The sequence below is a fragment of the Halonotius aquaticus genome, from assembly GCF_003605575.1.
GTDB classification, from domain to species: Archaea; Halobacteriota; Halobacteria; order Halobacteriales; family Haloferacaceae; genus Halonotius; species Halonotius aquaticus.
The window spans coordinates 94,977-118,508 of the sequence record NZ_QKNY01000006.1 but is presented as its reverse complement, the minus strand read 5'-3'; the positions used below and the strand labels follow the sequence as shown (position 1 = coordinate 118,508).

Sequence of the window (23,532 nt, the reverse complement as noted above, 5' to 3'; positions counted from 1 at the left end):
GGATCACTCGTGGGCTACTGCCCACGCGATCCATGCGAGTGCTGACCGATTCGAACGGTCGGCGGCTCGCGGTGTGTTTTTGCTGCATTCCAGTCGAGCGCCCTGTTGTACTTAAGGGCGTTGGTTCGATCTGGGTTCCGTCCGGCGATTCTGGACGGCGGTGGTCGGGCGTGTTTCCACACACAACCAGTGCATTCTAGCGAAGACGGGGTTACTACAAAAGGCCTCTGATACAGTCCGAGATTCGAAAACAAAGCAGGAATTTCAGCCGTTCGTCACGTCAGCAGCGCCCCCAAGCCATGAGAATTGGACACATGGGTGATTGTGTGTCGACCGCTCACATGGCATCGTCGTCGACGCCGTTGAGGGACGCAACACGACCGATTAGTCGTCATCGACCGGGGTTTTCACGACGGTCACCGGCCCGTCGGCCATCGTCACAACACGTTCGGCGACACTCCCGAGCAGGCTTCGATACTCCCCTGAGCGATGCTTCGAGCCCATGATCGTTAGCTCGATCGCTGCCTCGTCAACGTAGGCGAGGATCTCCTCGTGGGGGACGCCGTGCCGGATGGTCGATTCGGTCTCGACGCCGGCGTCAGCGGCCTGGTCGGCGATCGCCGCGATGGCATCCGCACCGGCCTGTTCAAGCGCGGCCTCCAATCCCTCAAACTCGTGGACGTACTCGTCGCCGGGATACGAGCTGTAGGCGTCGGAGTCGACAACGTAGAGCACGTGCAGGTCAGCGTCATACCGCTGGGCCGCGTCGATCGAGTGGGCGGTCGCCTGGTCGACACCGGGGCTCATATCTGTTGGCAGGAGTAGTCGGTCGTACATACATGGCCCTACGAGGGCCAGCGTCAAAGCTGTCGGTGGCGAAACCGAAAAACGAAACGTCGCGCTTAGTCGGCGGCTTCGAAGACGGCCACGCTGTCGACGGTCAGCCCTTCTTCGGCGGCCCGGGACTCACCGGAAACGAGATCGGTCGCATCAACCGTTTCGTCGACACCAACGACCGTCTCGCCCTCACCGAAGTTGAGCACGACAATATAGCGGTCATCGTCGCTCTCGCGGCCGAAGGCGACGACCTCATCCTCGTTGTCGGCGTCGTAGTCGATCCGCTGGAGATCACCGTTCGAGCTGAGTGCCGGGTACTCCTGTTTGAGATCGATCAGCTGGTCGTAATGATCGCGGATCTCCTCGCGGACGTGATCCCACGCGAGGTGGTCACGCCGACCACGCTGGCCAAGCTCTTGGCCGCCGTACAACATCGGCACGCCAGGCAAGGTAAACACTGCGCCCGCGGCGGCCTTCGTCGCGGCGTCACCACAGTCGACGATGTAGCGCGTCTCGTCGTGGTTCTCCATGTAGAGCATGAAGGCGGCGTGGTCGGGGAACGCTGAGCGCTGGCGGCCCTCAACGGCGTCGAGAATCGCCTCGGCGGGCTGGTTGCCGTCGCCGACCTGCCGGAGCGTGAAGTAGGTCGTCGTATCGAAGTGGATGTCGAACATCCCCTCGTGGAAGTCGGCGATATACGGGATCGTCTCATCCAGCAGCAGGAACTCGGGGTCGATGGCCTTCAGCCGCTCGCGCATCTCCTTCCAGAAGGATTCGGGAACGGCCCACGCCATATCACACCGGAAGCCGTCGGCGACCTCCGCCCACGTGTCGAGGGCATCAAGCAGGTGACGACGGACTTCGAGATTGGTGAAATCGAAGTTGGCGATGAACTCCCAGCCGAAGTAGGTGCCGGGCTCGCCGTTATCCTGCCATTCGTACCAGTCGTAATACTCCGAGTCCGGATTCTGATAGGCGTCCTCAAAGTAAGGATGGTCACGCGCGGAGTGATTCAACACGAGGTCAAACAGCACCGACATCCCGCGCTCGTGGGCGGCGTCGACGAAGGACTCGTAATCCTCGCGGTCGCCGAGGTCGTCGGCGATGGAGAAGAAGTCGGTGATGTTGTAGCCGTGGGGCGCGCCGTCGTGTTGGAGGACGGGCGTCAGCCACAGACAGTCGACGCCGAGGTCTTCCATGTAGTCGAGGCGTTTTTCGAGGGCTTCAAACGTCGTTTCGGCCTCGTCGTCGTCGGCCGCGTAGCCGCGGACATAGATCTCATAGAGGGTAACCTCCTTGCCCCACTGCGGCGGGTCGTAGAGTCGGTGAACAGCAAAATCACCCTCGTCGCCAAGCCGATCGATGCTGACGGCGTCGGCCACGCTGTAACTGTCACCGATGGCGACAGCGTGCACACGCAGTTCATCGTCGATCACATCGAGCGGCGCACGGAGTTCGTGGCCGTCGATGGTGACCGCGGACTCCTCGACGCCGTCGCGGTCGTCAAGCAGGAACTCAACGTCGAGCTCCTCGGCGTCTCGCGAGGAATCAGGGTGTGGTTTCGGCGTCGCCGTGATGACGGCTTCATCGTCGACGATGTCGCCGTCAAGGCGAACCCGCGGGCGACCCTCGCCTTCGCCTTGTGACTCACCGAGTGCGCCCGACCCGGAGCCGGAGGCAAAGCCGCTCCCGCTGCGCTGTTGTGGGCGCCCGGAGCCGCTTTGACCACTGTAGCCGCTGTACCCGCTGTAGCCGCTGACACCGGTTGCGCCGGTGCCCTCGCCTGTCGGCTGGTACGAACTGGGAAAGACACGGATAGTCTGGTTGAACGTGTCGTGTGGCGTCGTCAACGTCGCCACGTATCGGCCCGGTGCGTCGGGGACAAAATGCTCGACAGGGTCGTCACCGAGGCTGGTGTCGCTGTCGATCGGGGCGTCGCTGATCGTCCAACTATACTCGGCATCTGGGTCTGGGTCGCGGGGTGCTAACTGAATAGCATCTCCAACAGCAATGAACTGCGGCTGCCCTGGATGGTTCATAGTCGTATCTACACAGAGGGTTACTTTGGTCTTGTGTATCTGCGAGAAACTGTGTACAAACATAATAAATCGAGCGACAAGCGGCTACATTCGACAGAGAGCGTTTGAATCAGCCGATATCTGGGTGTATCGTGACGGCGTGATCTAGGCTATTTTGTCACATTTGTTCATTATCATGGACGAATCTGAGCGAACGCAAAGCCGCCAATACTTAGTTATGGACAGCGAATCCCCATCTACATGCGACTCCGCACCGCGCTCAACGAGTTCAAACGCACCCGCGATGGGCGGTTTCCGGCCGAGTGCCGAACCACCGACGGGGCGTTTTCTGCGCACGGGGATCGGCTTGTCTACGTCGATCCGGATGGCGGGCTCCGAGACTACTCCGCGCCGCTGTCAGGCCTTTCTGGGATTGATCGGGCACGACTCGGCATCGAAACCGAAACCGGCACCCAGTGGTTCGACGAGTTTTCGACGGTTCGCCAACACTACTACCGGGAGACAAATGTCGTCGAAACCGAGTACGCTGCCGACGGCTTCACCGTCCACCAGTACGATCTCACGCTTGGACGGGCCCACGTCACCCACATCGAGCTTCGGGGAGCGATCCCACCGAACGCCGAGCTCACGGCGTTTCTTACCTTCGCCCCCGAAGGCCAGGAATCCCAGGTCGGTCGGCTGATCCACGGCGAAGCCGGCCCCAACGACACCGATGTCGTCGAGGTATTCCACCGGAGCGAACACGATTACGTCACCGCCTCGACCGGCATCATCGACGTGCGGGGCCAGATCCCCGAACGCTTCGAGGAGATTCTCTCCGAGGAGGCCTATGAGTTCCCGCGTGAGGCCGTCATCAACCGCTTTGAGGACACCCACCTCAGCGGCGATGTCGTCATCAACGCCCCACTAGAGCAAAGCGGCCGGGCAGCGAAGACGACGATCGTCACCCAGCTATCGGATCACGAGACGGTCGATCGGGAGGCCGCCCTCGCTGATCTCCGGCAGTGTGCGGCCGCCCACCGTGGGGCCGACGATATCCGCGAGGCCGGCCGCCAGCGCGCGGAGGTCTCGGTGCCGGAGTCAGCCCCCAACGGCAACGTCGTCCGTGAGGATCTTCGGGCCCTCTCGCTGCTGAAAGCCCCGACCGGTGCCCACGTCGCGGCCCCGGAGTTCGACCCCTTCTATGCGCACTCCGGCGGCTACGGCTACACCTGGTTCCGCGACGAGGCGGAGGTTGGCCGCCACCTCCTGACAGCGGACTCGCTGTTGGATCTCGACCTCCAAGAGTCGCTGGCAGCGACAGCCGAGTTCTTCTGTGACACACAGGAAGATGACGGCTCGTGGTCACACCGCGTGTGGGCGATGGATGGCTCCCTCGCCCCAGGGTGGGCCCACGGCCGCATCGAGGGCGGCAACGACGACTACCAGGCCGACCAGACCGCAAGCGTGGTCGGCTTTCTTGGGCGGCTGTTGACCGAACGCGGCGAGACACTCTCGGAGCCACTGCGGGAGGAGATCCGGGCGACGATCCGGGACGCGGTCGACGTGCTCGATGAGACGCTGGCCGACGACGGGCTGCCGATCGCCTGCCAGAACCTCTGGGAGAACATGACCGGGCGGTTCAGCCACACGGCGGCGACCTACCTCGCGGCCTACGTGGCGGTTGCCGACGCCCCGGTCGAACCCGAGCTCCAATCACATGCGCGATCGCAGGCGAAAACGGTCTTTGATGGTCTCGATCGGTTCTGGAGTAAGACCCGTGAGGCCTACGGGATCCGACTCAACAACAGCGGCAAGCTTGACGACCGGATCGATTCGGCCACCTTCGGGATCGTCGAGGCGGTTGTCGACTACGACGAACTCGTCGACGACGAGCTGTCATCGGAGACACTCGACCGACTCAGCGATCACGTCCAACACGTCTTCGACGCACTGTACCGCGATCCAGACGACAGTACCGTCGCCGGACTCGCACGGTTTGAGGGTGATACCTGGCGGTCAGAAGGCCAACAGGGCGAGAAGATCTGGACACCCTCGACGGCGTGGGGTGCGGTCGCCGCCACCGAACTCGGCGTCCTGCTGTCGACGTATGACCGCGAGGACGACGCCGAGGAGTGTTTCGATCAGGCCGGAACCCTCTACGAACATCTCCTTCCAAACGGGCCGTTGACGACGCGGGCCGGCTATCTTGCCGAGCAGGCCTTCGACGACGGCACTGTCGACAGCGCGGCTCCGCTGGGCTGGTCACACGCCCTCCGCCTGCGGGCGACGGCGACGCTGCGAGAGCAGAACGCGCTGCCGATCATCGCGCCCGCGCCATCCGGCCCGGAGAGCCGACCGCGGTGGACGACCGGCGAGAAATACGGTGTGGCGACAGTTGCCGACCACGGCAACGACGACGCCTCGAAGGTGTGGTTTACGCTCACCGAGGGCGCGCTCACCGAGGCGCGGTTCCCCCGAGTCGATCTGATGAACCTCCGAACGGTCGACTTTGTCGTGGCTGATGCCGGCGACACCACCGACTACACCGCCCGCACCCACAACGAGACCCGTACCGACGACGACACCGAAACGATCGACCGGCGGGTCGAGCCGGCCGACGACGACGCGCTGCTCTTCCGGCACATCATCACCGAACAGGGCGATGGCCGCGGCCACGAGTGGACGCTGACCGTCGAGTACGCGATCGATCCCGACCACGACGCCATCGTCGCCGACATCGACTTCGAGAGCGCCGACGACAACAAGTACGACATCTACGCTGTCGCCGATATCTCACTGACCAACACCGGCACCCGGGATCGTGGCTACCGGCTCGGCGAGCGCGGTAACTACCATCTGGCGGCCCGCGACGCCGAGGCCTACGACACCGGCGCGGAAGCCCTCCTCACCGACGAGGACGGCGATGTCTACAGCGTCGCCATGGCGATGACGACGCCGAATCAGTTCGATTGGGCGACCGTCGGGGCTGCGGGCTCCGAACACCTCGCAGAGCTATTCAGCGAGGGAGATCGCCCGCTGCCAAACGACCGACTTGACGATGACAACATTGTGCTTGCAGGCCTGCTCGGAACCGGAACAACCGTCGGCGAGACGCTGTCGATCGGGTTCGGCGAGAACGCCGACACGGCCGCCGCACTCGGCGAAGCCGAAGGCGCGTTGGCAACCGGCTACGACGACGTGCGGGCGGCCTACCGCGAGACGTGGCAGAACTTCCTCGCCGACAAAGAGATCCCCGAGTTCGTCGTCGACGACGAGGCTCTCTACAAACAGTACAAGAGCTGTCTGATGGCCCTGCGGGCCGTCGAAGACAAAACCTATCTCGGCGCGGGAATCGCCAGCCCCTCGGTGCCGTGGGGTGAGGCGGTCACCGCCGACGAGCCGAAAGGGTACGGCTACAACTTCGTGTGGTCGCGTGACCTCTATCAGGTCTTTACCGTCTTCGAGGCGATCGGCGATCACAAAACCGCGACCGACGCGCTGCAGTACATCTTCGAATACCAGCAGGACGACGAGGGCTTCATCCCCCAGAACACCTACGTCAACGGGCTGACTCGCTGGGGTGGCGAACAGATCGACAACATCTCCTTCCCGCTGATAATGGCCTACCAGTTGGCCGAGGTGGGCATCGACTTCGAGGACGTGAGCTACGATTACATCAACGTCAAACGCTCGGCGGATTACGTCGCCCGCAACGGGCCAGCGACCGCCCAAGAGCGCTGGGAGGAAGAAGCCGGCTACTCGCCGTCATCGATCGCCGCCGAGGTCGCCGGCCTCGTTTGTGCGGCAGACATCGCAAACGACGCCGGCGAGACCGGCGATGCGATCGTCTGGCTCGCGTTGGCCGACGAGTGGGCTGATCGCGTCGAGGAGTGGTGTGCGACCAAAACCGGGACACAACTCCACACGAACACGCCGTACTACGTTCGGGTGACCCGCGACGGCAACCCCGAGGCCGGCCACCTGCGGACGCTAGCCAACGCGGGGCCAACACTCGATGAACGAGAGATTATCGACGGCGGCTTCCTCGAACTCACGCGACTCGGCATCAAATCACCTGACGACGAGATCATCACCAACTCGCTGGTCGAGGTCGATGAGACGATTCGGCTGGACACACCGCAAGGCCCGGCGTTCTACCGCTACAACGGCGATGGTTACGGCGAGCGCGCGATGGGCGAGAAGGGCGCGCCGTGGTCAGTCCAAACCAAAGGCAAGGGGCGGCTGTGGCCGATCTTCACCGGCGAGCGCGGCGAATACGAGCTGTTAGCCGGCACCGACGAGGGCGACCTCGCGCCGCAAAACCTCTTGAAGACGATGGCCCGCTTCGCTAACAGCGGCCGGATGATCGCCGAGCAGGTCTGGGATCGTCACATCGACAACGAGTACAACTGGGAGATCGGCGACGGCACCGGCTCGGCGACACCGCTGGCCTGGAGTATGGCCCAGTTCATCCGCTTGGCCCACGGCATCGCTGAGGGTGAACCAGTCGAAACGCCGACGGCCGTCGCTGACCGGTATCGCAGCGGCCCGCGGCCTGCTGGGCCGGCGCTGTCAGTCGAGCGCAGCGTGTCGAAAGATACACTGACAATCACTGGTGAAACCGATGGCGCGGTCGTTGCGGCCAGTGCCGACGACGAATCGACGACAGTCACCGTCGACAACGGCAGCTTTGAGCTAACGCTGCCAGCCGGCCACGGCAAGACGACGGTCACGGTCGCCGCTGCCACCGACACTGACCTGACCACGGCGGGGACGACGGTCGAACGCTTCACCATCTGACCGGGTGTTTTTGCGACCCCCGTTCCTACAGGTGGTATGGCAACCTACAGCCGCCGGACACGGATCGACGCCCCACTGGATGCCGTCTGGGCGTTTCACCGGCAGATCGACGGGCTTGAGGCGTTGACGCCGGGGTGGATGGGCCTCCGCGTCGAGGGCGTCGTCGGCCCCGACGGCGATGCTGATCCCGCGGAGCTATTCGAGGGCAGCGAGATCACGATGGCGAGTCGACCGTTCGGTGTCGCCCCCGAAAGCCGGTGGCTCTCTCGGATCGTCGCCCGCGAGCGCGATGACGGCTATCGGATGTTCCGCGACGACATGCTCGGTGGCCCCTTCGCGGTGTGGGTACACACCCACGAGTTCTACGGCGATGGCGATGAAACCGTCATGATCGACACCGTTGAGTACGAATTCCCAGCCGGGCCAGTTGGCCCACTGGTCGATCGGCTTGCTGTCGTCGGCTTCGAGCCGATGTTTCGGTACCGACATCGCCAGACAAAGGCCCTGCTGGAAGGTGGTTCCTATCCGGACTGGATGCCGGCTGTCGACCGTGACACACCAGCGGGTGCCGAGGACGACACCTAATTGACCCACAGCAGCACGGTTTCCACCGCCAACATCCCACCAGTATCGCTTAGTCGCTCGCGGCCGTGTGCCCGCCATGACGATCGACGTTGTCGATATCGACCACAGTGCGATCCGCGTCAGCGATATTGAGGAATCACTTCGCTTCTACCATGATCTGCTGGGGCTCGAAACGCGTGACGAGGATCGGTTCGACGCCGGCGAAGTGCCATTTGTTGCGGTCGTGGCTGGCGGCCGGCATATCCATCTCGTCCCAACCGACGAACCGATCGATGTCGGCGGAGAACACCTCTGTCTGTTGGTGCGATCGGATTCGGTTGACACACGCGGGGAGATTGACGCCCTGATCGACGAGATCGAGAGAGCCGGCTACACGGTTGAGGCGGGCGAACCGTACGAGCGGTACGGAGCTTACGGCAACGACTGGGCGATCTACGTCCGGGATCCAGATGGGCGACGGGTCGAACTCAAACTCCACTGACGCAACAAAACAGCCACAGGCGATATCAGGCGTCGAAATCGATTTCGAATGCTGCGCCGCCGGCCTCGCTGTCGCCGACACTGATTTCCCAGCCGTGGCCCTCGACGATCGTCTCAACGATTGACAGCCCGAGGCCGGTGCCGCCGCCGCCAGTGTAGCCGTGATCGAAGACGGCGTCTTGCTCATCGGCGGGGATGCCTGCACCATCGTCGCCGACGACAACCCCGCCGTCGGTCGCCCGGACGGTCACCGTCACGTCCTCGCCGGCATGGTCGATCGCGTTGCGGAACAGGTTCTCGAAGACCTCACGCAGCCGTGTTGGATCGGCCTCGACCATCTCCATCGGCTCTAACTCCTCAGTTTCCAGCGACGCTTCCGGGGTGTCGACGCTGTCCCACGCGTTGGCAACGATCGTATCGACCGCGACCGGTTCGGTGTCGCCGACAGCCCGGCCCTCGCGGGCGAGTGTCAACAGCTCGTCGAGCATCGTCTCCATGCGCTCGGCAGCATCGATCGCAGGGTCGAGCCGATCAACATCACCTGTCTCAGACACCAACTCAAGATAGCCGGTGACGACGCTGAGCGGGTTTTGGAGGTCGTGGCTGATGACCGAGGTAAACTGTTCGAGGCGTTCGTTCTGGCGTTCGAGTTCAGCGCGCCGGCGTCGGCGGCGTTCGGTGTAGCCGATGAACTCACCGACAGATGTGAGCTGTTGGCGCACCGACTCCGGCCACCGCCGCGGGGTGGCTGTCGTCAGGACGAGCGTGCCGGCCAACTCCCAGTCGATGACGATCGGCACCGCCAGCAGTGTCCCCGTCTCAGCGTCAAAGGTCGATTCGTCAGTCGTCGCATCATGACAGACGGCTTCAAACTGCTCCAATCGTTCGGCGAAGCCGGGGAACTCGGCGGCTGGGATCTCCTCGTCGTCCAGCGGCTCGATGGCGAGGTCGGCGGCGGCAGCGTCGGTATCCCGCCAGCCGAAGTCCTCGGTGAGAAGCCCGGTTTCGTCATCGTAGTGATACAGCAGACACTGCACCGCCTCAAGCTCGGTCGCCAGCGACTGCAGCGCCCACTCGATTTTGACGTCAACCTCGTCGATGGCCGCGCTCATCAGCGATCGGGAAACATCGAGGGTTGTATCCCGGATATCGAGTCGTTGGGCGGCCACAAGCGATTCAACGCGGGTGCGCAGGCCCACGACCCCATCAAGTGGCTCAACGGCCGATGCTGACGTTGTGGGCTCTTTGACGGTCAGAGCCTCAGCGTCGAATGAGTCGATGCCACTGTCAGCGACGGGTTCGCCGGCGGGATCAGCTGGTGCGCCCAGTCCAGCATTAGTTGGCGTTGCCGCACCGCTGTCGCTCGCTGTGTAGACAACGTCGTCGACACCGAGCCGGAACGCCTGCCGCACCATATCAGCGTCAGGTTCGTCGGCGAACAACACAAAGGGTGCCTCAGATGAGGTCGTCAGCGACTCATACAGCGACTGCCAGGTCGTCTCCGGCAGCGTAGCCGAGGCGACAAAACAGTCGACAGCGACATCAGCGGCGGTTGTCGCCGCCGCGCCGCTCTCGACGGCTGTCACCGTCCACTCTGGCTCAAATGCCCCCCGAACCGCCTCGCGGCGGTTCTCATCGGCGTCGATATACAGCAGTTGAAACGACGCCTCCGCACTGCTCATAGCTATCGTTTGGTCGTGGGGGGTATCAATTTTCCTGTCTCGTTGTGTCATAATCGACGATGTCGCGGCCGGGCAACGGATTCAGGTCGCTGCAGCGACAGGTTTTCCCTATGGGTGAGTCCTACCGTGTCGTCGTTGCAAGCGAGGGAACCGAAACCGAACTCTCGGTGGCGGCCGGAACGACACTCCGGGATGCGTTGCTGGCGGCTGAGTGCTCGCCGTACGGGCGACTGTCCGAGCGGGCGAACTGCGGTGGCCGCGGGCTCTGTGCGACCTGTGGGGTACGACTCGCCGACGACGTTGCGCCCGATCACTGGCACGATCGGCTGGCAGACCGGTTTGGCTACCCGCGGCTGTCGTGTCAGGTGACCGTTGACCGCGATATGCGGGTCGAACTGCTGGATGACAAACTGGTCTGGGGCGGCCGCGAGTCGTAGGGCTGGCTGGCGAGTGTCGGGTGGGCGACCACTCATTGCGATCGCGCCCGTAGCCACCCTATGGAACCCCACGAGCGACAGGCGGCATGGGAGGAGCTGTCGACAACGTATGCCGACCGCCGCGATCCAGATGGCTCGGATGCAGCCCTCATCGACGACCTGCTCGACCGCTGTCCGCCTGATCCAACCATCGTCGATATCGGCTGTGGGGACGGCGCGCGGACGCTTGCGAATCTCCCGGCCGACAGCATCGGGGTCGACTTTGCCCGCACCGGCCTCTCACTGGCGGCCGATACCGTCCCCGACGCACGACTGGTGCAGGCTGACATGCGACAGCTGCCGCTGGCTGAAACCGTCGCCGACGGAATAACTGCCTACCACGCGGTCTTTCACGTCCCGCGGACGCGACACCCCGAGGTGTACGCGGAGTTCGCTCGCGTGTTGCGATCGGGTGGGATTCTGCTGAGTACGCTTCCCGGTGGGCGGTTCGAGACGGTGCGGCGCGGCTGGATGGGCGGTGAGATGTTCTTTTCCGCGCCGGGACGAGACCGTACGCTTGCGCAGTTGCGGACAGCAGGCTTCGAGATCCTCGCCACGCCGACGGCGACCGATCCACTCGGCAGCAGCACCGAGTTCGTCCTCGCCGAATACACCGAGTAGCTACTGTGGCTCAGTTGGGCGTGAACAGCGAAGACAGAGGGTGCTGTTGGCAACCCAGTTGACATCGCGGGAGCCACAGGCCGGACACGCGTGGTGATCGGTTGCATACTCGGTCGTCCCACGCGGTGCAGCGAGAATACCCTTGTCGACACAGCCGTCGACCAACGACGCGAACCGCTGGCGTTTGTACTCGGCGCGGGCGGCCAAGAAGTCGCCCGGATCGGACGGATCTGCACCGTGGAGATCTTCCCACTCGATTGCGATTTCGCCGTCTTCAAGCGTGCGAGCGAGCTGTTTTGCCGGCGCGGCCGCGGCCAAGAAGAGGGGTGTCGCCCCAACCGTCTGGGGATCAGTTGTCTCATCGGCAGCTGCCCGGTAAGCGTCGGCGGCAGCGGCATAGGCATCGGTGGCCCCCTCCAACCCACCGGCGACCCGGAAATCGGCGGCAAATTCGTCGAAACAGGCGGCCTGGAGCGGGGTTGCCATTGTCGCCCCAAGGTCGCCGACGAGGGCGATCCCGGCGGTGGCTCGCCGGGTCGCTCGCGCTGGACAGTCGGCGACGCGATAGCAGAGGGCGGCCGTCAGCAGGTGGCGGGGGCCGTCACCGATCGACCCACGGTCGTCCGGGGCGAACGGTTCCAGATCGTCACGAGGGTCGGCAAGCACTGACCAGCCAGCCCGGGTGTAAGCGTCGCCGGCCGCCTCGTAGCGTCGATCGGCGAGTGCGGCGACCGCCGCCGCGTAATGGCCGTTGTCGTTGGTGTGCATACGACACCTATGATCGCGACCGGGACAACAGTTGCTATCATTGCGTGATGAGACGGGGAGCCGGAGACAAACAGACGGGCAGTGTAGCGAGAAGTGGTTGCGTGTGCGATTTAGTGGCACAATGGGCTTATCATGATTGCACTCAACGATCTGAGTGCTTATGGTTTCAACCGGAGACACCGCCCCCGACATTTCCGCAACGATCGGTACAAGCGACCACGAGGATTTTGAGCTGTCCGACTATCTCGGCGACGGCCCTGTCGTGTTGGCCTTCTTCCCCGGCGCGTTCACGCCGCCGTGTTCCAACGAGATGGTCGCCCTGGAGGAACACCTCGATGCCTTCGAGGACGCTGGCGCGACCGTCCTCGGCCTCAGTGCTGACTCAGCGTTCTCACTGGGTGCCTTCAGCGACGAGTACGACCTCTCGTTTACGCTCGTCAGCGACATGGCCGGTGAGGCGATCCGCGACTACGGCCTTGAGATGGAGATCCCGGATCTCGGCCTCTACGGCATCGCCAACCGCGCGGTCTACGTGCTCGACGAGGACGGCACGGTCACCTACGACTGGGTTGCCGACGAGCCGACCGACGAGCCCGACTACGAGGAACTCGTCGCCGCCGCCGAAGACGCCTAACACGACCCGCAGTTTTCACATATTTTTTCGTCGCGGAGAGCCGTCAGTCTGCCCCACCATCAGCGTCGGCGATGGCCGCCGCGATCCGCTCAGTCGCCGTATCGACGATCTCGTCGACGGACTCACTTTCAGCATAGAGCCGAATGTAGGGCTCGGTGCCGGAGGGTCGCACGAGCAGCCACGAGCCATCCGGCAGGGAAAGCCGAACCCCATGCTCTACAGAGACCGTTGCCTCGGAGAAGGCGTCGGGTAACGACGATTCCAGCGTCGTCATCGCCGCGGCTTTGAACCCGTCTGGACAATCGATGCTGACCTTTCTGTAGGGTCGTTCGGTGATCGGCTCCCGAAGGGCCGCAAGCCCGCGGGTCGCAACAAGGCCAGTGAGCAGGGCTGCGCTGACAACGCCGTCGATCCAGCCGCCGAATCCGGGGTGAATGTGTTTCCACGGTTCGGCCGCAAAAACAACCGAGCCGCCGTCACGTTCGGCGGCGGCGATCCCCTCATGCAGCGCGCCGAGACGCACCCGCTCAACGCGTCCGCCGGCGGCGGTCACCTGTTCGTCGATGCGCCCTGAGGCGTTGGGCGTCGTGACGACGACCGGGTCGTCGCCGCGGTCGGCAGCAGCATCGTCAGCGTCGTCTGGGTCGCCGTCGTCCGAGACCGCCCGGCGCGTGTAGTATCCCGCTAGCATCGCCACCACGCTATCCTCGTGGACGATCTCACCGTCACTATCGAGGATCACGATCCGGTCGGCGTCGCCATCGTGGGCGATCCCGAGATCGAAGTCGCCGTCGACAACGAAGGCCTGGAGGTCGCCAAGCGTTTCCGGCGTTGGCTTGCTCGGTCGGCCCGGGAACCGGCCGTCAACATTGGCGTTGAGTGCGACGGTGGTCGCCCCAAGGGCATCCAACACCTGTGGTGTTGCCAGCGCGGCCATCCCGTTGCCGCAGTCGACAGCGACCCGGAGCCCATCGTCGATGGCTGACTCGCCGTCACGCGGGAGTTGGTCGCGGACATACCCGGTGACGGCAGTCCGGTAATCAGGCAGTGGCTCGCGGCGGCGTGGTGACCCCCACGCCCCAAATTCGGCTGGGCTGGCGGCCGCGTCGTCAACGAGTGCTTCAATCCGTGCCTCTAACTCGTCGCCGAACTCTTCGCCGTCGACGAAGCATTTGATCCCGTTATCCGCCGGCGGGTTATGCGAGGCCGTCAGCATCACCCCGTAGCGACCACGGGACGCAAATGCCAGCGTCGGCGTCGGCACAGTTCCAACCCGAACCGGTAGCGCGCCCACGGCGGCGACGCCGGCTTCAACCGCCGCGGCGAGGGCTGGCCCCGTCAGCCGGCCATCCCGGCCGATGACGATCTCCGGGTGTTCAGTCGGTGCATCCGCGACCGCAAGGCGGCCGACCGCGCTCCCAACGCTGAGGGCAACGTGGGGCGTAACCGTCTCGACGACCGAACCGCGGATACCAGCGGTTCCAAACTCGACCATACCAGCCCAATGGCCTGGCTCACTTAGTGTTCAGCGATCCGCGCGCGAGGACGCAGAGAACCGTCGGTCGCGTCGATCACGGCAGTAGCCGGCGCTCACCGCAGCGACGACCGATAATCCGCAAGATTTCGCAGCACAAACCACAGCAGTCCGACGCCAACCACGAGCCCGACGGCGATGACGACAGCCAACTGTAGCGGTGTCGGATCGACCTGCAGTGCCATCAGCCCCATCGACGCGGCGACAAGCACCACGAAGCCAACTTTGAGCCGCGTGTTTGCGGTTTTCCTCTCGTCGTCGGTGAGGCTTGAACCAACCATCAGTCGTCCCAGGAAAACAGATCATCTTCGGCGTCTTCGAGTTCCTCACAGGGCGACGACACGTGAAGTGAGACAAACTGCCAGGTGCCATCCGGGTTCGCTTCGAGCGTGCCCGTCCACCGCGTGTCGAACTCGTAGTCGGTATCGAGGGTGGTGTCAGTCCACGCCAGCGTCAGCCGGTCGTGAAACCACGCAAACGAATCGCGTTCGGTGATCGATGGATCAGCGTCTTCGACGCGCCAGTCGGCCGTGGTCGCCGTCTGTTCGGCCAAGGCGTCGGCGACATCGGGGTAGCCGACCAGCTGTTCGCTGAGGCCGACTTTGACCGTCGACAGCGACTCCGCGAAAAACGGCGACAGCGGCTCGCTGGCCTCTAACGCCTCGTAGTAGGCGGCGATCGTCTCCGCGGCGTCTTCATCCATATGTGGTGGTAGATCGGTGGGGGCTTGAAAACACTGTTTGTGCCTTGTCGCCGGAAGGGGTATTTTCATATATCCTCGGCCACCATACCCTCTATGAGCGACGAGGGATCCATCGAGATATGACTGACGAACCCCCACTCGTACTTGTTGTCGAGGACGAACCTGACCTTGCTGATCTGTATGCCACCTGGCTCCGCGCGGACTACCGGGTTCGGACGGCCTACGGCGGCGAGGAGGCCGTCGAACAGCTGGACGACGAGATCGATATTATCCTCCTTGACCGGCGGATGCCCGGCCTCTCCGGCGACGAAGTACTGGAGGAAGTCCGTGACCGCGGGATCGACTGCCGGGTGTCGATGGTGACCGCCGTCGAACCCGATTTCGACATCATCGAGATGGGCTTCGACACCTACCTCGTCAAACCCGTCACCCGAGAAACGCTGGAGGAGACGATCGAGGATCTCCTCTCGCGGAACTCCTACGAGGAAGGTGTCCAACAGCTGTTCTCGCTGTCCTCGAAGAAGGCGCTCTTGGAGTCTGAAAAGAGCCAATCCGCTCTCGCCGACAACGAGGAGTATCAAGAACTCACCGAACAGATCAACGAGCTTCGGGACGACCTCGACAACACGATGGATGCCTTCACCGACCACGAGGATTACGCCGGCTTCTATCAGGAGTTTGACGACGCCGACGAGGAAGTCTCCTTCGAGTAGTTCCCCGACAGCGGTCAGTTATCGATCAGCGACGAACGCGTCGATCCGGTTCATCGCTTCTTTGAGGTCACGCATCCCCGTTGCATACGAGATTCGGAGATGGCCCGTCCCGCCGGGGCCGAAGACACTACCCGGAACGACGGCAACACCTTGTTCTTCGAGGAGATTCTCAGCGAAGGCCTCGTCGTCGCCGCCGCAGGCCGGGAAGGCGTAGAACGCGCCCTTGGCGGTAAAGCAGTCCAGTCCCATCTCCTCGAACCGCGAGAGGACAAACCGCCGTCGTCGATTGAACGCGGTTGCCATCTCGTCGACGCTCTCCTCGCAGCTTCGCAGGGCCTCGATCGCAGCGTACTGGGCAGTGGTCGGTGCCGACAGCATCGTATACTGATGGACGCGGTTCATCGCCTCAACCGCGTCGGGCGGCCCCATCGCGTAGCCGAGTCGAAGCCCGGTCATCGCGTAGGCCTTCGAGAAGCCGTTGATGACGACCGTTCGCTCCCGCATGTTCGGCATCGTTGCGATCGAGGTGTGGTCGCCGTCATAGGTGAGCGCGGCGTAGATCTCGTCGGCGATCACGTCGATGTCGTTATCAACGCAGAACTCGGCGACGGCTGCGACCTCCTCGGCGTTCATCACCGCGCCGGTCGGGTTATTCGGGTAACAGAGAATAAGCGCGTCGGCGTCGGCTGCACCAGCCTCGCGGAGGGCCTCCGGCGTCAACACGAAGTCGTTGTCCGCGCCCGTCGGCACCGGCAGTGGCTCACCGCCCGCAAAGCGGACGCCCGGCTTATACGAGATGTAGGTCGGCTGGTGGACGGCGACCGTATCGCCGGGATCGACGAAGGTGCGGAGCGCGAGATCGACGGCCTCGCTTGCGCCCGTCGTCACAAGGATCTCACTGTCGGGGTCGTAGTCGAGCTCCCACTGCTCGACGTGGTTGGCGATCTCTTGGCGGAGTTCCAGCTTCCCGCGGTTGGCGGTGTAGGAGGTCTTGCCCGCCTCCAAGGAGTGGATCGCGGCGGTGCGTGCGGCCCACGGCGCGGAGAAATCGGGCTCGCCGACGCCCAGCGAGATCACGTCGTCGCGCTCCTCGGCGAGTTCGAAGAACTTTCTGATTCCGGACTCCGGCGTATCGGCGACGCGGTCGTTCGGCTGCAGCGTCATGGCGACACAGAGAGGCGATCATCGTCGTCGCGGTCGCCGAAGTCGATGCCGGCCTCCTTGTAGGTCTCCATGATAAAGTGGGTCACCGTCTGGGTGATCTCCGGGATGGGTGCGATCTGCTCGGAGATAAATTGGGAGACGTCCTGCATCGAGTCGCCGGTGACCTCGATCGCGAAGTCGTAGTCGCCGGAGACGAGTCGGAGGGATTCAACCTCGGGGAATTTGGCGATCCGGTCGGCGATCTCCTTGTAGCCGGTTTCACGGTCAAGCTCAACGTTGAGTTCGACGAACGCGGCGACATGCTCGGTGTCGGTGTTGTCCCAGTCGATGACCGCCTGGTAGCCGTGAACGGTGCCGTCGGACTCCAACTCATCGAGCAGGCTCTCGACCGTCTCGGCGTCGGTACCGAGCTGGCGGGCGATGTCATCGACATCCTCCCGCGCATCGGTCGACAGCAGCGACAAGAGCTCCTGTTTCTCGTCCATACATGTGGTGGGGCCCCGGGTTGCATATCATTTGCGACACTCCGCTGGCGCCCCGACCGAAGAGGCTGCCGCAGCCGGTATCCAGAACCGCTATCATGCCAGCGAACCGACCAACAGTATGAGCTATTTGCCGTGGGCGCTCTTGGCATTGGTTGGATACACACTCGTGCCCGTGTTGCTGCGGGTGGCGACAACCGGGCCAAACGCGGTGCCGAGCGACGTAGCCATGCTGCTCACCAATGGGTTGTTGGTTGGTGTCGTCAGCACACTCGTCGTCGCCACCGATCAGCCGGTGATGTCACATATTCGCGGGCCGAATGCCGGCTACATTCTCGCCGCCGGGGTTTGTCTCACGGTGGGGATCTTGGCGTACTATCGCGCGTTGGCTCGCGGCCCGGTCAGCGTTGTGACACCCATCTTTGGGATGTTTCTGGTGACGAGTTCGATCCTCGGGATCGCTGTCCTCGGGGAAGCACCGACACCGCGAAAACTGGCTGGCATCGTGTTGGCGGTCGTTGCTGTCGCGCTCGTCAGCATCGAGTAGCCGCCACCGCTAAGATGACGGCGACACGCTGGGGGGACATGACAGCCAACTCGACGCCGACACCGACGACCGATCCCGACCGCCGAACCACCGACGACCACGGCCACGATATCGTCTCGCCGCTCCAGGCGGCGATCCTGACAGTTTCGACCTCCAGAGCCGAGGCTGACGGCGCGGTCGACGATCCCGGCGGCGACCACATCGAATCGCTGTTTGAGGAGGCGGGTCATCGCGTCGTCGACCGCCGCCTCGTTGCCGACAATATCGGCCAGATTCAACGCGCCCTCGACGACCTCCTCGACGACGACACCGTCGATCTAGTCGTCACCACCGGCGGCACCGGCGCGACCGCTGACGACGTGACGCCGGATGCCGTCAGCGACCGCTTCGACCGCGAGTTGCCTGGGTTCGGCGAGCTATTCCGGCAGCTCTCGTATGAGGAGATCGGCCCGCGAACCATTGCCTCGCGGGCAACCGGCGGCATCGCCCGCGATACGCCCGTCTTCGTCCTGCCGGGCAGCACCAACGCCGTCGAGTTGGCGACCGAGGCGATCATCCTGCCTGAGGCCCCACATCTCGTCGGGTTGGCGACGCGGCATCTGGTCGAATAACGCCGCGGACAGAACGATAACCGAGAGGCCTATTCGTTGCCACGGCAACACCCTGCATGGGCAACGACGTGGGCTACTGCCGGCTCTGTGGGGCTGCACTCCGACAGGGCGCAATCGCCAGCGAGCAGCGCGCCTGCTGTCTCAACGCGACGACTATCGACGGCGTCTGTCCAACGCATGGCCCACTGGGGCCGCACCACGTCGTTGACACCCCACCCGATGCGACCGGCGATTGCGACACCGATTCTATAGCGCGAGATTAAGCGGGGCGCAATCCCCAGAAGAACGCGATCCCAAGCACCGTCACCACCGACAGCAGCAACTGCAGCGGCGCGCCAACTCTGAGGAAATCCGAGAACTTGTAGCCACCCGGCCCGTACACGAAGAGGTTCGTCTGGTAGCCGACCGGCGTCAGAAACGCCGTCGAGGCCGCAAAAGTCACCGCCAACACGAACGCAAACGGGTTCGCGCCGATCGCTGTCGCCGCCTCGATGGCAACCGGGAGCATCAACACGACACTCGCATTGTTCGAGATAACGCCCGTGATCAACCCCGTTGCGAGATAAAACACCCACAGCACACCGATCACAGGGAGATAGTTCGCCGTCGCGGCGACAAGCGCACCCAGCAGGTCGGCCCCGCCGGTCTGTTCGAGGGCGATGCCCAAAGGGATGATCCCAGCAAGCAACAGAATCACATCCCACTCGACGGCGTCATAGAGTTCGGGAGCCTTGATTACGCCCGTCGCCACCATCGCCACGACGCCCATCAGCGCGGTTAGCATGATCGGCAGCGACAACGCCGACAGCGCGGTGAACGCACCGATCCCTGTCGCCGACGCGAGCCACGCGCCGATGGCCTCGAACGGGACAGCGACGAGGCCGACGACGCCGAGCATGATCGCCGCGGCGTGGGGGATCTTGTCGGTTCGGTACTCAGGTTTGTCGGGCTCGTGGGCGACGATGAAGTCCGAGGTACGCGAGAGGCGGTCGATACTGTCCGGTGGCGCTTGCACGAGGAGTGTGTCGCCGACGTGAATGGGACGGTTTTCAAGGCCATCGCGGATCGTCCCGCCACGGCTGCGGAACGCCAAGACGGTGGCGTCGTATCGCTTGCGGAACGTCGAGCTTGCCAGTGTCTTGCCGGCAAGGAAGGAACCACGCGGGATGACGACCTCGACAAGCGTCTGTTCGGCCTGCTCGTCAGCCACAAGATCAGCATCCGAATCGGGGGTGCCAACCACGCCAAGCGTCGCTTCATCGACCAGCGAGGCGAGTGTATCGCGGTCGATGCGGAGTTGCAGCTCGTCGCCGGCACGGATCGTTGTCGCGCTGGCCGGCTCGATAAACTGCTCGTCGTCGCGGACTAACCCGAGGATATCAGCGTCGAATGCGGCGTCGTCGATGGCAGCCGGGACGGTCTTGCCAACCATCGGCGATCCCTCGACGACAGCGACCTCGGTCAGATACGGTTCAAGCTCGTACTCCTGGATGTAATCCTCCTCGGGTGGAACGCGCTCGGGCAGCAGCCGGTGGCCGATCGTCAGCAGGTACACCGAGCCGACGATGAAGACGATGATCCCGAGTTTGGTGAACTCGAACATCGAAAACGGCTGGCCGAGCAGTCGCGCCGACACGTCGCTGGCGAGGATGTTCGTTGAGGTGCCGATCAGCGTGAGCATCCCGCCGAACATGGAGGCAAACGACAGCGGCATCAGCAGCTTTGACGGCGAGGTGTTGCCCTTGTGAGCGATATCGGAGACGATGGGGACGAGAATTGCCACGACCGGCGTGTTGTTGATAAAGCCCGAGACGGGGCCGGCGACGCCGATGGTCGCCAGCAGCTGTTTGTGCGGACTATCGCCGGCGAAGTTGGCCATCTTGCGGCCAAGAATCTGGACGACGCCAGTTCGACTGATCCCGGAACTGAGGATCAACATCGCCAACACCGTGATCGTCGCCGGATTCGAAAAGCCCGACACACCCTCGGTTGTCGTGATCTGCGTGAAATTGACGATCCCGTCGGGGCCCAAGAGAATCAACAGCACCATCACGAAGATGGCCGTCACGTCGATGGGCAGCCACTCGGTGACAAACAACACCAACGCCAGCAGAATGATCCCGAAGACAACAAGCGTCTCGGCGGTCACACCTGCGGCGAGCCCGCCGGTCGCAAGCGGCAACCCACCGGTGATGACCGCCGACATTGTTGTCTCAGCAAGGCAGGGCAGGCGTCTTGAAGCCGGCGACTCCAAGACTGCCGAGTCGAACTAGACGGCGTTGGAGGCAGCGTCGAAGAAGGCGACCTCCTGCGCAACCGTCCGCTGGAACAACCGAGCCACCCGCTGTTGGCGACGCGGCGACAGCGTCGGCCCAACCGTATCGAGTTGCTCTCGCAGCCAGGTGACGAAGGCGACAAAGTCGTCGTTGGCATGGAGGTCGATCCACTCGGCGAGATAAAACTGCTCGGGGCGATCTTCGGCTTCACGGGTCGCCCACGAGCGGTAGATCCATTCGGCGGGCACCAGGACGGCCAGCGTCTCGGCGTAGCCGCCCTGCTCTTTGGCGGCAAGCAGGAGGTCGATAAACGCCTCTGTCGTTGCGGTTCGCTCGGGTGTCTGCCAGTTCTCTGGCGGCACCGCAAGGGCATCGAAGGAGCGTTCGAAGTAGGCATCCTCGTCGTCGGTGACCACGTCAAGAAACTCGACAAAGCGGCGTTTTGCCGCCATCGTCGGCGCCTGTCCGACAGCGTAGCCGAAGACGCCGACCAGCGTGTCGACGAAGGCGTAATCTTGGGTGAGGTAGGCGGCCATCACGGTCTCGTCAAGCGTGCCTGCACCCAACTCCCGAGTGAATCTATGGTCGACGGCGTCGCTCCACGCCGGCTCGCTTCGCTCGCGGAGCCAGTCGGTGAATCGCGGATCGTCGTGGCTCTCAGCGTAGTCGTCGAAGGTGTCAGCGTCTTCGATCGTCGCCGTAGTCGACGCATCGCTCATAGGCCCCACCCCTCCTCGCTGTAGGCCATCTCCCAGAATCGGTATTCGAGTTTCGCACTCGTCAGGAACGCGTCTTCCATCGCCTCGCGTTCGCCGGGGTATTGCTCCCAGCAGTCATCAACGAATGCCCGTCCCCACGCCACGTCGTCGCGGAACTCATCGCCGGTGTAGGTCTCAATAAACGGGGTGTACGCGTGGGTGTCGTCGGCCACCTCGGCCATGTGATCGGCGATATCGAGATAGCCCTGCATACAGGGATACAGCGCGGCGGCGATCTCGGCGAGGCTCCCCTCGTAGGCCGTTCGCAGCAGGAAGTTCGTGTAGGCGACGCAGGTCGGTGCCTTCTCTGTCGCCTCCAACTCTTCTTGACTGATCCCGTAGTCGGCCGCAAACGAGCGGTGGAGATCCATCTCAGTGTCGAGGATGGTGTGGGCGATACCCAACAGGTCGGTCATCGTCGTCTCCTCGCGGGCTTTCGTCCCGGCGAGGGCCCACAACCGGGCGTAATCTTGGAGGTAGCGATAATCCTGTTTGACCCAGTGTTCGAACGCCGCGCGGTCGAGGCTGCCATCGGCGAGTTCGACAACGAAGGGATGGGCTTTCTGGGCCTGCCAGATCGATTCGCCTGCATCGAGGAGGTGGTCGCTGCCGGCCATGGGCGTGTATTCGGGTTCTCGCAGTTATAACTTGCTAATAACACTAACTTATTCGTCTACGACGCACACGGTAGGCACCCCCGGCCGAGCAGTTATTTGGCGTCTTCGGCGGGAGCGGTGGGCTCGTCGTCGCCGGTGAGTACGGTGTCGACCAGTTCCTCGACAACATCGATCTCACGACGGCGGTAGGCGATGACCATCTGACGGACGAGCCCGTAGCTAAGCAGGCCTGCGAGAACCGCGATGATCGACGAGCCGACAGCAACGCGCACCAATAAGGGTCGATTGCCCGACAGCGAGAGGTCGACGCTGAGGCCACCATCGATCGGGCCGAGCAGTGCGACACCGATCGGGACGCTGACCGCATACACTCCCCACTTGACGAGGGGATTGATGACGATCCCTGAGCTAAACAGTGCGACCGGGTTGATCCAGGCGACACGGGCTGCCAACGCGACCATCACAAGGAGGTTGCCGCCGAGGGTCGGCAACGTGGTCAAAAATACGCCGATCGCAAAGCTCCCAGCGATCTCCTCGGGCGGCTGATCGTCATCAAAGGAGGCCTCGACCGCTGTCCTGACTCGCTGTCGCAGGCGAGTCAGGCGACCACCGCGAGAGCGACGCATACACCACAGCTAGCCCTATCGTGGCAAGAACCTACTGCACGGCGGCGCGGTGACGGGCGTGACGACTGCGAGTCAGGTTAGCCGTTGTACGCGGCGTAGCTGATACACCAGCCTTCAGGGTCGATCTGGCCGGAAACCAGCGTACAGGCACCCATCCCGTCGCCGTTTTGATCCGGGACATAGTACTGACAGCCGTTACACTGTTGGCCGTTGTTCGGCGTTGACTGGTAGTTGAGTGCCTCGGGATCTTGGAGTGCGTCGGGATCGCGTTCGATGCCGCCAAGCGCCTTGGCGGTACGCTCGGACTCCGGAACCGGTTCAGACTCGCTGCCGCCGCCACCCGATTCCTCAGTGCTCTCAGTCGTCGATTCCGAATTGTCTGTACCGCCGCCGCTGCCACCGCAGCCGGCGAGGCTGGTGGTGATGGCTGCGGCACCGGCGACACGCAGGAACTGTCGGCGTGAGTTCGGTGTCTCCGACATATCAGGAGGTACGACGAGTGTGTAAAAGATGAACACTACTGTTCTCAGAAACTGAGAATCGAGGGAGGGCTCCACCCCGACGCAGATATCGAGGATATGAATGTGTAACACAAAT

The 23,532-nt window shown here is 63.4% G+C and carries 24 protein-coding genes; 10 read left to right on the top strand and 14 right to left on the bottom strand.

Annotated features, from left to right (window positions below):
- Positions 1-384: 384 nt before the first annotated feature.
- Both DM826_RS04815 and malA read right to left on the bottom strand, forming a co-directional pair.
- Positions 385-837, bottom strand: coding sequence for a universal stress protein (locus DM826_RS04815; protein ID WP_120102036.1), 453 nt, complete (start codon positions 835-837; stop codon positions 385-387).
- A gap of 65 nt (positions 838-902) precedes the next feature.
- Positions 903-2,876 carry an alpha-amylase MalA gene (gene malA, locus DM826_RS04810; RefSeq protein WP_233735682.1) on the bottom strand — a complete coding sequence of 658 codons (1,974 nt, stop codon included), beginning with the start codon at positions 2,874-2,876 and terminating at the stop codon, positions 903-905.
- 240 nt (positions 2,877-3,116) lie between these two features.
- Between malA and DM826_RS04805 the strand changes: the two genes are divergently transcribed.
- The 3 genes from DM826_RS04805 to DM826_RS04795 all read left to right on the top strand — a co-directional run bounded on the left by DM826_RS04805 (position 3,117) and on the right by DM826_RS04795 (position 8,724).
- Complete coding sequence (locus tag DM826_RS04805; protein ID WP_120102034.1) at positions 3,117-7,658, top strand: glycoside hydrolase family 15 protein; 4,542 nt, start codon at positions 3,117-3,119, stop codon at positions 7,656-7,658.
- A gap of 36 nt (positions 7,659-7,694) precedes the next feature.
- Entirely contained in the window at positions 7,695-8,243 is a 549-nt protein-coding gene (locus DM826_RS04800) for an SRPBCC family protein (protein ID WP_120102032.1), read from the top strand.
- A 76-nt stretch (positions 8,244-8,319) separates the two neighbouring features.
- Positions 8,320-8,724 carry a VOC family protein gene (locus DM826_RS04795; RefSeq protein ID WP_120102030.1) on the top strand — a complete coding sequence of 135 codons (405 nt, stop codon included), beginning with the start codon at positions 8,320-8,322 and terminating at the stop codon, positions 8,722-8,724.
- A gap of 25 nt (positions 8,725-8,749) precedes the next feature.
- On the opposite strand, the gene DM826_RS04790 is transcribed toward DM826_RS04795, so the two are convergent.
- Positions 8,750-10,405 carry a sensor histidine kinase gene (locus DM826_RS04790; RefSeq protein ID WP_165853250.1) on the bottom strand — a complete coding sequence of 552 codons (1,656 nt, stop codon included), beginning with the start codon at positions 10,403-10,405 and terminating at the stop codon, positions 8,750-8,752.
- A gap of 110 nt (positions 10,406-10,515) precedes the next feature.
- On the opposite strand from DM826_RS04790, the gene DM826_RS04785 reads away from it, so the two are divergent.
- Both DM826_RS04785 and DM826_RS04780 read left to right on the top strand, forming a co-directional pair.
- Positions 10,516-10,842, top strand: coding sequence for a 2Fe-2S iron-sulfur cluster-binding protein (locus tag DM826_RS04785; protein ID WP_120102026.1), 327 nt, complete (start codon positions 10,516-10,518; stop codon positions 10,840-10,842).
- Between the two features lie 60 nt (positions 10,843-10,902).
- Complete coding sequence (locus DM826_RS04780) at positions 10,903-11,502, top strand: class I SAM-dependent methyltransferase (protein ID WP_120102024.1); 600 nt, start codon at positions 10,903-10,905, stop codon at positions 11,500-11,502.
- On the opposite strand, the gene DM826_RS04775 is transcribed toward DM826_RS04780, so the two are convergent.
- A complete protein-coding gene (locus tag DM826_RS04775) occupies positions 11,503-12,270 on the bottom strand; it encodes a hypothetical protein (RefSeq protein WP_120102022.1) in 768 nt (255 codons plus the stop codon).
- A gap of 160 nt (positions 12,271-12,430) precedes the next feature.
- On the opposite strand from DM826_RS04775, the gene DM826_RS04770 reads away from it, so the two are divergent.
- Positions 12,431-12,904, top strand: coding sequence for a redoxin domain-containing protein (locus DM826_RS04770; protein ID WP_120102020.1), 474 nt, complete (start codon positions 12,431-12,433; stop codon positions 12,902-12,904).
- Positions 12,905-12,947: 43 nt separating this feature from the next.
- On the opposite strand, the gene DM826_RS04765 is transcribed toward DM826_RS04770, so the two are convergent.
- The 3 genes from DM826_RS04765 to DM826_RS04755 form a co-directional block, all read right to left on the bottom strand.
- Positions 12,948-14,399, bottom strand: coding sequence for a phosphohexomutase domain-containing protein (locus DM826_RS04765; protein WP_120102018.1), 1,452 nt, complete (start codon positions 14,397-14,399; stop codon positions 12,948-12,950).
- A gap of 95 nt (positions 14,400-14,494) precedes the next feature.
- Positions 14,495-14,719 carry a hypothetical protein gene (locus DM826_RS04760; RefSeq protein ID WP_120102016.1) on the bottom strand — a complete coding sequence of 75 codons (225 nt, stop codon included), beginning with the start codon at positions 14,717-14,719 and terminating at the stop codon, positions 14,495-14,497.
- On the bottom strand, positions 14,719-15,141 hold the full coding sequence (locus DM826_RS04755; RefSeq protein ID WP_120102014.1) for a nuclear transport factor 2 family protein: 423 nt from the start codon (positions 15,139-15,141) through the stop codon (positions 14,719-14,721). Before DM826_RS04755 ends, DM826_RS04760 begins: the two co-directional genes overlap by 1 nt.
- 119 nt (positions 15,142-15,260) lie before the next feature.
- On the opposite strand from DM826_RS04755, the gene DM826_RS04750 reads away from it, so the two are divergent.
- Positions 15,261-15,854 (top strand): HalX domain-containing protein, encoded by a 594-nt coding sequence (locus DM826_RS04750; RefSeq protein WP_120102012.1) that lies wholly within the window; start codon positions 15,261-15,263, stop codon positions 15,852-15,854.
- Between the two features lie 18 nt (positions 15,855-15,872).
- Here the strand turns inward: DM826_RS04750 and DM826_RS04745 are convergent, their stop codons facing one another.
- Both DM826_RS04745 and DM826_RS04740 read right to left on the bottom strand, forming a co-directional pair.
- Positions 15,873-17,018 (bottom strand): pyridoxal phosphate-dependent aminotransferase, encoded by a 1,146-nt coding sequence (locus DM826_RS04745; RefSeq protein ID WP_205738797.1) that lies wholly within the window; start codon positions 17,016-17,018, stop codon positions 15,873-15,875.
- A complete protein-coding gene (locus tag DM826_RS04740) occupies positions 17,015-17,503 on the bottom strand; it encodes an Lrp/AsnC family transcriptional regulator (protein ID WP_120102010.1) in 489 nt (162 codons plus the stop codon). Before DM826_RS04740 ends, DM826_RS04745 begins: the two co-directional genes overlap by 4 nt.
- A 118-nt stretch (positions 17,504-17,621) precedes the next feature.
- Between DM826_RS04740 and DM826_RS04735 the strand changes: the two genes are divergently transcribed.
- From DM826_RS04735 to DM826_RS04725, 3 genes are read left to right on the top strand one after another with little or no spacing between them, the layout of a single operon-like run.
- Complete coding sequence (locus DM826_RS04735; protein WP_120102058.1) at positions 17,622-18,047, top strand: EamA family transporter; 426 nt, start codon at positions 17,622-17,624, stop codon at positions 18,045-18,047.
- Positions 18,048-18,085: 38 nt separating this feature from the next.
- The gene (locus DM826_RS04730) at positions 18,086-18,658 is read left to right on the top strand and encodes a MogA/MoaB family molybdenum cofactor biosynthesis protein (protein WP_120102056.1); all 573 of its coding nucleotides are present in this window, start codon (positions 18,086-18,088) and stop codon (positions 18,656-18,658) included.
- Between the two features lie 56 nt (positions 18,659-18,714).
- On the top strand, positions 18,715-18,921 hold the full coding sequence (locus tag DM826_RS04725) for a hypothetical protein (protein WP_120102008.1): 207 nt from the start codon (positions 18,715-18,717) through the stop codon (positions 18,919-18,921).
- Here the strand turns inward: DM826_RS04725 and DM826_RS04720 are convergent.
- From DM826_RS04720 to DM826_RS04700, 5 genes are all read right to left on the bottom strand, one after another.
- Positions 18,918-20,864 (bottom strand): SLC13 family permease, encoded by a 1,947-nt coding sequence (locus DM826_RS04720; protein ID WP_120102006.1) that lies wholly within the window; start codon positions 20,862-20,864, stop codon positions 18,918-18,920. The two genes, DM826_RS04725 and DM826_RS04720, sit on opposite strands and share 4 nt — an antisense overlap.
- Positions 20,865-20,927: 63 nt before the next feature.
- Positions 20,928-21,653 carry a TenA family protein gene (locus tag DM826_RS04715; protein WP_120102005.1) on the bottom strand — a complete coding sequence of 242 codons (726 nt, stop codon included), beginning with the start codon at positions 21,651-21,653 and terminating at the stop codon, positions 20,928-20,930.
- The gene (tenA, locus tag DM826_RS04710; RefSeq protein WP_120102002.1) at positions 21,650-22,309 is read right to left on the bottom strand and encodes a thiaminase II; all 660 of its coding nucleotides are present in this window, start codon (positions 22,307-22,309) and stop codon (positions 21,650-21,652) included. The genes DM826_RS04715 and tenA overlap by 4 nt, the downstream gene beginning before the upstream one ends.
- Before the next feature lie 92 nt (positions 22,310-22,401).
- Positions 22,402-22,935: a DUF2062 domain-containing protein gene (locus tag DM826_RS04705; RefSeq protein WP_120102000.1), complete on the bottom strand. Its 534-nt coding sequence runs from the start codon at positions 22,933-22,935 to the stop codon at positions 22,402-22,404.
- 77 nt (positions 22,936-23,012) lie between these two features.
- Positions 23,013-23,417, bottom strand: coding sequence for a high-potential iron-sulfur protein (locus DM826_RS04700; protein WP_120101998.1), 405 nt, complete (start codon positions 23,415-23,417; stop codon positions 23,013-23,015).
- Positions 23,418-23,532 lie beyond the last annotated feature (115 nt).

Bases quoted from the DNA above. Each gene is read 5' to 3' on its own strand.
- DM826_RS04815 (WP_120102036.1), bottom strand. From the start codon at position 837: ATGTACGACCGACTACTCCTGCCAACAGATATGAGCCCCGGTGTCGAC.
- malA (WP_233735682.1), bottom strand. From the start codon at position 2,876: ATGAACCATCCAGGGCAGCCGCAGTTCATTGCTGTTGGAGATGCTATT.
- DM826_RS04805 (WP_120102034.1), top strand. From the start codon at position 3,117: ATGCGACTCCGCACCGCGCTCAACGAGTTCAAACGCACCCGCGATGGG.
- DM826_RS04800 (WP_120102032.1), top strand. From the start codon at position 7,695: ATGGCAACCTACAGCCGCCGGACACGGATCGACGCCCCACTGGATGCC.
- DM826_RS04795 (WP_120102030.1), top strand. From the start codon at position 8,320: ATGACGATCGACGTTGTCGATATCGACCACAGTGCGATCCGCGTCAGC.
- DM826_RS04790 (WP_165853250.1), bottom strand. From the start codon at position 10,405: ATGAGCAGTGCGGAGGCGTCGTTTCAACTGCTGTATATCGACGCCGAT.
- DM826_RS04785 (WP_120102026.1), top strand. From the start codon at position 10,516: ATGGGTGAGTCCTACCGTGTCGTCGTTGCAAGCGAGGGAACCGAAACC.
- DM826_RS04780 (WP_120102024.1), top strand. From the start codon at position 10,903: ATGGAACCCCACGAGCGACAGGCGGCATGGGAGGAGCTGTCGACAACG.
- DM826_RS04775 (WP_120102022.1), bottom strand. From the start codon at position 12,270: ATGCACACCAACGACAACGGCCATTACGCGGCGGCGGTCGCCGCACTC.
- DM826_RS04770 (WP_120102020.1), top strand. From the start codon at position 12,431: ATGGTTTCAACCGGAGACACCGCCCCCGACATTTCCGCAACGATCGGT.
- DM826_RS04765 (WP_120102018.1), bottom strand. From the start codon at position 14,399: ATGGTCGAGTTTGGAACCGCTGGTATCCGCGGTTCGGTCGTCGAGACG.
- DM826_RS04760 (WP_120102016.1), bottom strand. From the start codon at position 14,719: ATGGTTGGTTCAAGCCTCACCGACGACGAGAGGAAAACCGCAAACACG.
- DM826_RS04755 (WP_120102014.1), bottom strand. From the start codon at position 15,141: ATGGATGAAGACGCCGCGGAGACGATCGCCGCCTACTACGAGGCGTTA.
- DM826_RS04750 (WP_120102012.1), top strand. From the start codon at position 15,261: ATGACTGACGAACCCCCACTCGTACTTGTTGTCGAGGACGAACCTGAC.
- DM826_RS04745 (WP_205738797.1), bottom strand. From the start codon at position 17,018: ATGACGCTGCAGCCGAACGACCGCGTCGCCGATACGCCGGAGTCCGGA.
- DM826_RS04740 (WP_120102010.1), bottom strand. From the start codon at position 17,503: ATGGACGAGAAACAGGAGCTCTTGTCGCTGCTGTCGACCGATGCGCGG.
- DM826_RS04735 (WP_120102058.1), top strand. From the start codon at position 17,622: ATGAGCTATTTGCCGTGGGCGCTCTTGGCATTGGTTGGATACACACTC.
- DM826_RS04730 (WP_120102056.1), top strand. From the start codon at position 18,086: ATGACAGCCAACTCGACGCCGACACCGACGACCGATCCCGACCGCCGA.
- DM826_RS04725 (WP_120102008.1), top strand. From the start codon at position 18,715: ATGGGCAACGACGTGGGCTACTGCCGGCTCTGTGGGGCTGCACTCCGA.
- DM826_RS04720 (WP_120102006.1), bottom strand. From the start codon at position 20,864: ATGTCGGCGGTCATCACCGGTGGGTTGCCGCTTGCGACCGGCGGGCTC.
- DM826_RS04715 (WP_120102005.1), bottom strand. From the start codon at position 21,653: ATGAGCGATGCGTCGACTACGGCGACGATCGAAGACGCTGACACCTTC.
- tenA (WP_120102002.1), bottom strand. From the start codon at position 22,309: ATGGCCGGCAGCGACCACCTCCTCGATGCAGGCGAATCGATCTGGCAG.
- DM826_RS04705 (WP_120102000.1), bottom strand. From the start codon at position 22,935: ATGCGTCGCTCTCGCGGTGGTCGCCTGACTCGCCTGCGACAGCGAGTC.
- DM826_RS04700 (WP_120101998.1), bottom strand. From the start codon at position 23,417: ATGTCGGAGACACCGAACTCACGCCGACAGTTCCTGCGTGTCGCCGGT.